Raw genomic sequence first — 7,699 nt, 5'->3', positions numbered from 1 at the left:
TTGCATGTTTAAGACGCGCCGCCAGCGTTAGTTCTGAGCCAGGATCAAACTCTCCGTGTTGAAATCACCCTTGCGGGCAATTTATTAATTACAGAGTTGTTACCATCAGCCGAATGCTGTGGTAACTACACCTAGTCTTCATTTGAGAGAATGTTTCCATCCCCTCGGTTTTTTCTCGCTAGAATTGTCTTGGAGTCACGCTACTGTGTATGTTGTAAAAGATCTTATTTAGCAATCGAGTCGGTTCCCTTCCGGGCTTCACTCAATCACCGTTTCACCATCATTCGGAATGTACACTCACCGTCAATCAACTTTTATAAAAATTATCCCGATTTATGAGACAATTTACATTTTTTTTATGAGAATGGATCGGGTTTTCAGCAGAGAAAAAACGCTGGGAATGGCGAGGGATTATGTCACATTACATTCTTATCGGATGCAATTCACGGAGCAGAACAATTGTTATATATAATTAAATAAGAAAAGTCGAATGTATTGATGCACTTCGGCGAGTAGAACGAAACTCAAAAGATGACAGCGAATCTATCGCGCAACTAATAACTGGCCAATGTCACCAAACCCTTGTTTAATCCCCATCGGCTTCTAGTAGAAAATATGACTCAAACTTTTGTTATATTTTTATTTCCGAATCTATGAGGCCAAAGAAATTGAACCTAAAACTGATACTTGCAATTTCCTTTACAGATTCTGCAGGACAAACCGATATTCGTAGTTTTTATTTTACATCAGGACTATAATAGGAGTTAATCAATAATTATGAAAAAGCAAATGCAATTGATCAAATCAATTCTGCCATTCTTAATCCTTACGTTACTCGCCACTTTCACAATGATTTCATGCAAAGAATCAAACTCAGATTCTGGGTTAATTCCACTTTCACTTATCACTCTCTCCAAAGAGATAGCAGATCAAGAAAAACTCAACCAGTGTATGGGGATTCTACCGCAAGGTTACGCATGTACGGCTGATTTGACTCCATACCCTACTAACATAATACAAGCAGAACTTAGAAAGGGAAGTGAACTTATATCTTCTATTTATACATCAACTTTGCCCTATCATTCGGGCGGTTGTGTCAAATATTACAAAATCACTTGGAACAATGGGTCAGAATATAAAAGTTCAACTCTTTTCTTTTGGAATGGCAAACTCAATGGAGTATGTGCTATCAGTTTTGAGAAACCTAATGGCGAAGTTAAAAACTATTTGCTAAGTATACCCGAAGAAGCAGGCGTAATAGAGATACTTACAGAAATCAAGGTTGATGATTTGACATTAAAATTCTCTCGATAATATCAATGAAGCTCGAATCGGGTAAGTTCAATATTTAAAATCAAAGTTTCCTTTGTTCATTGCCAACTCCGTTACTTACGTTTTTTATCGCGTGAAAGAAGCAGGTCTACCCAACTCGAATCACGCGACAACATCGATATTTTTTAAGAAATCAAAAGACAATTATAGTTTCAAAAAATAGTTTAAATTTTAAACTTTTTGATTTCTTGATTTAAATCCTTCGCAAGTTCACTCAATCGATTCGCAGCTTCTTTCACAGCCGATACTTCTGACAGTTGAGAATCCGAGGAAATCGAAACTTCCTTGGTGCTTTCATTAATGATATTAGTTAGTTCAATCAACTGTACTGTGTTTGCATTGAGTTCTTCTGTGCTCGCAGATATTTCTTCTGTGGTCGAGGAAACACCATGGATTTCATCATTGACTTTCTTAATGGCTGAAATAATCAATTGAAAGGTATTTCCGACAACATTCACCATCTCTACCCCAACTCCCACATCCTGATTTCCTTTTTCCATCATCTGAATGGATTCAAGTGTGTTTTTTTGAATTTCATCGATGATCACCGAAATTTGTTTAGTGGCCCTTTCCGATCGTTCTGCTAATTTTCTAACTTCATCGGCAACAACGGCAAAACCTTTTCCTTCCTCTCCGGCTCTAGCTGCTTCGATAGCAGCATTCAAAGCGAGTAGATTTGTTTGGCTCGCAATCTGATTGATCGTTTCAACGATTTGCCCAATTGCTTTCGAGTTTGCTCCAAGAGTATTTATACTCGAAGAGATTCCATTCACTGAGGAATTAATGATCTCCATCTGATCGATGGTTTTCCTTACAATGTCTTGACCTTCTTCTACTTTTTCCAAAACACCATTTGACAATTCAGAAACCACGTAAGTGGCCTCGGCAATTTTTGTGATCGCAAGAGTATTTTCTTCTACTGCAGATTTATTTTCAGAAAAAGCTTCTAATTGGGTATTTGAATTTCTTCTTACTGTTGTCATTGATTCTGAAATCGTAGCAGCTACATTAGCAGAACCATTCGCACTCTCGATCAACTTATCAGCGGATTTCAGAACTTCATTTGAGGACTGTGAAACGACCTGAATCATGATTCGTAAACTATCCGTCATTTGATCAAAATCGGAAAGTAGTGATCCAATCTCATCTCTATATACGTTAGTTGACCTTGACGTCAAATCACCTTCTCGCGCTTTTCCAATTAATGATTTTACCTGCTCAATTTTTCGCGCAAAAATAGCTGCAAAGAAATAGGAAAACACTAACGAAATGACAGAGGCAAATATGGCACCGAATAAAAATAAGTAGGAAAGTGACTTAAGACGTTCTTCATAAAAAATGGTTTCTCTTCCGCCAGAACCAACAATCCAATCCCATGGTTCATAATAAATCTGATAAGCAATCCAAGAATGAGTTGGTTCGTTTCCCTCTTGCCATAATTCATAAACTATTTTTCCAGTTCTTTCCTTATTAGACCAAGTGTCTCGAACCGTAAATTTTCCATCGACCTGGTAATCCCAAAGATTAACTCCCTCAATGTTAAAAGGGTTCATTGTAAAAACACCATTCGGGTGAGAGGCCCAAACTCTCATATCCAATTTGGCAGACATTTTTCCTTTGGACAAATCTCGAACCCCATCAGGACCTTTAGGACCCAAAATATAGATCCTGGCCCTTTCTTTGGCATCCGCTAAACTAATTTTTCCTGCCTTTACATCCTCATTTAACAGATCTATGACGGCTACCGAATCAGTTGCTAGAGTTTTAAATAACTCTGCTCCAAGATTTACGATCTGGCTTTTAGCAGATTGATAGACGAGATAAAAAATTGGACCAAGCACTAAATTGAGAACCAGAAAAATAAAGATCATCAATTGAGTACGAATGTTAAGAGAAAAGAGTCTATGGAGAGTTTGTTTGATCATATTTTTGAAGACTATCGTTTGAATTAAGAGAAAACCAAACCTTCGCATGGAATGAAAGTATTTTTTTAGGATCTCCGATTTTAGTAATCCACGTAAGAGTCCTAACTTTCCATTCTTAGGAAATACTATGACAGTATACAAAACGTTGAGAAGCTTTTGTAAATAAAAGATTAACTAATATGTATTCTTCCTTTCTTAGATTAAGAGACATAGGTTGTAAACAGAGACCAACATTCAAACACAAATCTCTCGTGGATAGTAACGATTTAAATTCTATTACAAGGTGATTTTATCTTCGTAAGTTTCCCTTTCCACAGCAAATACAAGAGATTCTAATGGATGATTTGGGCCTTAAGTGAACACTTCTTTTAAGAGTCTCAGATTTTAAGGACATATAAATATAAGTAGTTTTATTATGGATTTTCACTTTAAGCAGTTAATTAGTAATCATATAAAATAAAAGTATTTCATCACAAAAATCGACTTAGTTTCTCTCTTAATCTTTTTCATAACCCTTACCCAAGTATCTCAAAAAAACGATTTAAGAATCTAGATTGATTTTTCTTTCTATTCCCATTGCGCAAAGAACGCAGAGGATTTAAAGTGCTCAACAGTGGAATTTACAGAATCTGTTGGGAGTAACACAATGATGAAACGAAAAACCTATGGTTAACTTATCTGGGGCTGTGAAAATCCTAGTTAAGCAAACAAAAATTAAATCTAACGAAATGTCTCTGAAATCGCCTTTAAAAATTATTAGAAACAAACTAACAATGATTGTGTTTGGATAGAGAGCCCTTGCAAAAAAATTCTGAAGCTTAAATAGGCCGAAATGATCTATCTTCCAACAATTTGTCCAGACAAATGCTAAATTGATCTCAATATCACCGTCCTAACGACCCATAATTACTTGCCAATTCAATTACCTGCTGTTAGGTTTGGAAGAAATTAAGGAAATCCAAATGAGAATATTAAAAATCCAAGGGATTATTTTACTTCCCTTACTATTGTTTGCAATGGCTTGCAAATCATCTGTCTACCGGCTTGAGTCCCCAAAGTCGAAAGATGAAATCAAGTCGGTGGGTTTGGTTGGCTATGGAATTTATTTAGAATACCCTCCAGGCCTTTTAGGTACGGAAAAGAATTACCAATTTGGTGAGGCTTTTGGAGACCTAATTGTAAAGCTGGACGCAGATAGCAAAGTGAATGCAAAAAAAAGAACTCCCGATCCGGCAGATGTCTTAGTGGAAGAAACGGAAAAGGAAAAAATTTACAACGGCAAAAAGTTACAAATTATTTCCTACATTTCACGTATTGTTCCCGCTGATGGGAAATCATATGCAGTTTCTACAACAGGCTATGTTTACTGCCAAACCAAAATTGTTTTCGTTAACGGTATCCCAACGACCCAACAACAATGTAATAATGTGTATATAGACTTTGATCCAGAAGATACAGCAAAGGTAATGAATATCAAAGCAAAACCAGGTGAAATTCAATACTTAGGATTATTTAAAGGCGTATTAAAGGAAACAACTTCTGATGATCCATTTGCACTTCCAGCAACATTAGATGAGTTAATCGGTATTTCCCAAAAAAAGAAATTTGTATTAGAAAAAGACAATGGTTTCATCCTAAGATCAAATTCAGAATTACTCAAAGACAAATACTATTACCCTGATTTACGTAGACCTGGATACGATGAATATGTTTTCCTAGAAGGGATCAGTAAATCAAACCCCAATTCTTATTGGAAAGAAGTTGCTGATAAAAAGTTGAGCAAGTTTAAAAAGTAAACATAACAACTAAAAAAGGAAATAGAATGATAAAAACTTTTTATAAAACATTCACACTTGTAACTTTAGGAATTTTAACAGCCAACTGTTTGAGTTTTCGAAGTGGTGAGTTCGAAGGTGCTCCTGTCGTAAAAAAATTCGGTGTTCCCAAAAAGATTTCAGTGAAGGTGAATGCCAATTACCAAGTTTTGGTTGATGGACAGCCAGGTTCCACTAACGAATTCCTAGTGCAAAAATGGAAGAATGAACCTGCCAAACTTTTGAACGAAAGTGATGATGTTTCTGCGACAAGAAGTGAAACAGAAGCAAACTACATTTTTGATATCAAAGTTACTGAAGAAATGGGATATTTTTCTGCGAATGTTTCTATTTGGTTTTTTCTGCCAACCTTAGGAATTTTGCCGTATTACACAGGTTCTCATATAACCATGACTTTAGCGGTGAAAGATAAAAAGGGAAAAGTTCTTGGAGAAATCAAAAGAGAAGAGAATAAAACAGAAATTGGTCAACTTTTATTAATTCTTGTTATGCCTTTTGCTGATCCAGTGGCGAAGGTAGATGCACAAAGACGAGAGTTACTTAGTTCTGCCTATTCAGAAATCAAAGAAAAAGGTTACTTAAAGTAACAAAGTTTAAAAGATTTTCATTTCGATCTCAGAAAGAAATGAAAATCTTTCCCATCTATGAAAAAAGGAAGCCTTCACCTAAATTCAGTTAAAGTGGCAAATTCCAAATTTTGAATCATCTCATTTGCATTGTAATCAAAATCGAAAACGAGAGACAATCCTTTCCATGGAGTCGGATACCTTTTGCAAACGGTTTGCTTCTTCGGAAATTTCACCGAAAGTGGTAGAGATTTTGGAATGATTTTCCCATAATGCTTGTAAGTTTGTATTTGATTCCTCAGTATAACCTGTTTGTAATTTCATTTCCGCAGTGATTTGTTCCGCATCGCGTTGAAACTCACCCACAAGATTTTTTAAAGATTTTACGTTTTCGGAACTGGTTTCGCTCGTGCGACCAAACATTTGAACCACTTTTGAAATTTCTTCAAACTTGGATTTTACGTCTTCATTAGTGGAGATAATTTCTTTCATGGATTCTAAACTTTCTTTGGAGGCCACTTGAGATAACTTAACCACTCGTTTGATATCTTCAATATTCTTTGCCGTTTCATCAGCCAGGCGAGAGACTTCCCCTGCAACCACAGCAAAACCTCTTCCCATCGAACCGGCTCGTGCGGCTTCAATGGATGCGTTGAGAGAAAGCAAATTCACACGATCAGAAATATCTTCGACTATGGAGATAGTGGCTTTGATATTTTCACTCATTTGGTTCATCACTTCCACCTTTTCGTAAGCAGACTGAATGGCATCCTTGGCCACCTGCACAGTGCCAATCGAATGAATTGTATTCTGCGCTAAATCATCTGCTTTTTTGGAAAGATCTGTCATTTCTTCGGTGACACGAGTGAGCTCTAATGCTAAAAAATTGGTTTTCTCTTTTTGGGATAGAACACGTTCATAGGTTGCTTTGGATAAACTTTGGATTTGGGTTACGGACTCAAAAGTAGAATCTAGTTTTGTTTTTTCGGAGCTGACTTGTGAATCAATCACTCCCCCTTTATCTAAAATCAATTTGGATGTTTCTAATAGAGAAATCGCTTCGTCTTTTGCGGTTTGAAAGTATTGTCGCAAAGATTCCATAAATAGATTTAGTTTTGTAATGGTATGACTTAAATTTGTGGCAGATAGTTGAGGAATCGTTTCCGATAATTCGCCTTTCGACAACTTTGTAATAGAGTGGTTTAGGTTATCGATATCTTCCTTTAGCGATTTGCTTCCCACGTAAGCCGCATAAATGATAATCACAACCATCATGACAAATACAACAGGCATTTGGTAAAACCAATAGGGAGACCTAAACTCTGTTAGGAGAATCAAAAACATATAATAACCCAAGGTTAACATTGGCAAAAGTGCCACAGCAATCATTGTGAATAAATTTCTTTGAAAAACACCGAAAATTCGAATTTTTGTTTCATCTAAAAAGATCGCTGATAACTCTTTCGCCTTAAGTACTGGGCTTAAATACACTTCTGTTTGGAAATAAAATGCCAGATAGATAATGGGAGAAAGCATTATACATGCATATGGCAAGGCCATAATTTCTTTCCATGGAAGTCCAAGTAATGCCACAGCCATAAAAGAAAAACCGAAAATAGAGACTGTCCATCGAATGAGAATCACTCGACCTTCCCAATGGGGGTGTTCTAAAAGTCCTTTTTTCAAACCTTCCAGTATTTCTAATTTTGTGTCTTTAGTGAAGGTTAAAAGCTTCCTGAGTCTTTTGTTTCTAAGGCCAATACCGATCACCAAAGGAACTAAAGAAAGGAGAGTGCCAAGGATCCCTAATTGAATGAGGGTATCCGGATCGAAACGGGAGGCAAACAGGCAAAAGTTAATAAAGTAAGGGAAAATGAGCAAGTATAAGGGAGCTTCAATGGCAACTGTCAATTTTCTGATAAGTAGATTCTGATTCATTTGCTTGTGATCCGCCGTTTTGTTTGTCAATAGTTTAGAAAATCCAAAGAGAGTTCACCTACTTTCGCAAAATTTTTTCCCAAAAGAACTAGCTTGCGTAAGT

General features: G+C 36.4%; 5 protein-coding genes. 3 read left to right on the top strand and 2 right to left on the bottom strand.

Features of this window, described 5'->3' with window-relative positions; genetic code table 11:
- Positions 1-777: 777 nt before the first annotated feature.
- Positions 778-1,314 (top strand): hypothetical protein, encoded by a 537-nt coding sequence (locus tag JWG40_RS13230; protein WP_205286257.1) that lies wholly within the window; start codon positions 778-780, stop codon positions 1,312-1,314.
- A 182-nt stretch (positions 1,315-1,496) separates the two neighbouring features.
- Here JWG40_RS13230 and JWG40_RS13225 read toward each other — a convergent pair whose 3' ends face one another.
- Positions 1,497-3,203, bottom strand: a complete 1,707-nt coding sequence (locus JWG40_RS13225; RefSeq protein WP_205286266.1) for a methyl-accepting chemotaxis protein — start codon at positions 3,201-3,203, stop codon at positions 1,497-1,499.
- A 1,016-nt stretch (positions 3,204-4,219) separates the two neighbouring features.
- On the opposite strand from JWG40_RS13225, the gene JWG40_RS13220 reads away from it, so the two are divergent.
- Both JWG40_RS13220 and JWG40_RS13215 read left to right on the top strand, forming a co-directional pair.
- Positions 4,220-5,053, top strand: a complete 834-nt coding sequence (locus tag JWG40_RS13220; protein ID WP_205286256.1) for a hypothetical protein — start codon at positions 4,220-4,222, stop codon at positions 5,051-5,053.
- Positions 5,054-5,079: 26 nt separating this feature from the next.
- Positions 5,080-5,679: a hypothetical protein gene (locus tag JWG40_RS13215; RefSeq protein WP_205286255.1), complete on the top strand. Its 600-nt coding sequence runs from the start codon at positions 5,080-5,082 to the stop codon at positions 5,677-5,679.
- Between the two features lie 135 nt (positions 5,680-5,814).
- On the opposite strand, the gene JWG40_RS13210 is transcribed toward JWG40_RS13215, so the two are convergent.
- Positions 5,815-7,596, bottom strand: a complete 1,782-nt coding sequence (locus JWG40_RS13210) for a methyl-accepting chemotaxis protein (protein WP_205286254.1) — start codon at positions 7,594-7,596, stop codon at positions 5,815-5,817.
- Positions 7,597-7,699 lie beyond the last annotated feature (103 nt).

Origin of the sequence: Leptospira abararensis (assembly GCF_016918735.1) — a bacterium.
GTDB lineage: Bacteria > Spirochaetota > Leptospiria > Leptospirales > Leptospiraceae > Leptospira_A > Leptospira_A abararensis.
The sequence above is the reverse complement of the archived record's forward strand: the minus strand, read 5'-3'. Positions and strand labels throughout refer to the sequence as shown.

Bases quoted from the DNA above. Each gene is read 5' to 3' on its own strand.
- JWG40_RS13225 (WP_205286266.1), bottom strand. From the start codon at position 3,203: ATGATCTTTATTTTTCTGGTTCTCAATTTAGTGCTTGGTCCAATTTTT.
- JWG40_RS13230 (WP_205286257.1), top strand. From the start codon at position 778: ATGAAAAAGCAAATGCAATTGATCAAATCAATTCTGCCATTCTTAATC.
- JWG40_RS13210 (WP_205286254.1), bottom strand. From the start codon at position 7,596: ATGAATCAGAATCTACTTATCAGAAAATTGACAGTTGCCATTGAAGCT.
- JWG40_RS13220 (WP_205286256.1), top strand. From the start codon at position 4,220: ATGAGAATATTAAAAATCCAAGGGATTATTTTACTTCCCTTACTATTG.
- JWG40_RS13215 (WP_205286255.1), top strand. From the start codon at position 5,080: ATGATAAAAACTTTTTATAAAACATTCACACTTGTAACTTTAGGAATT.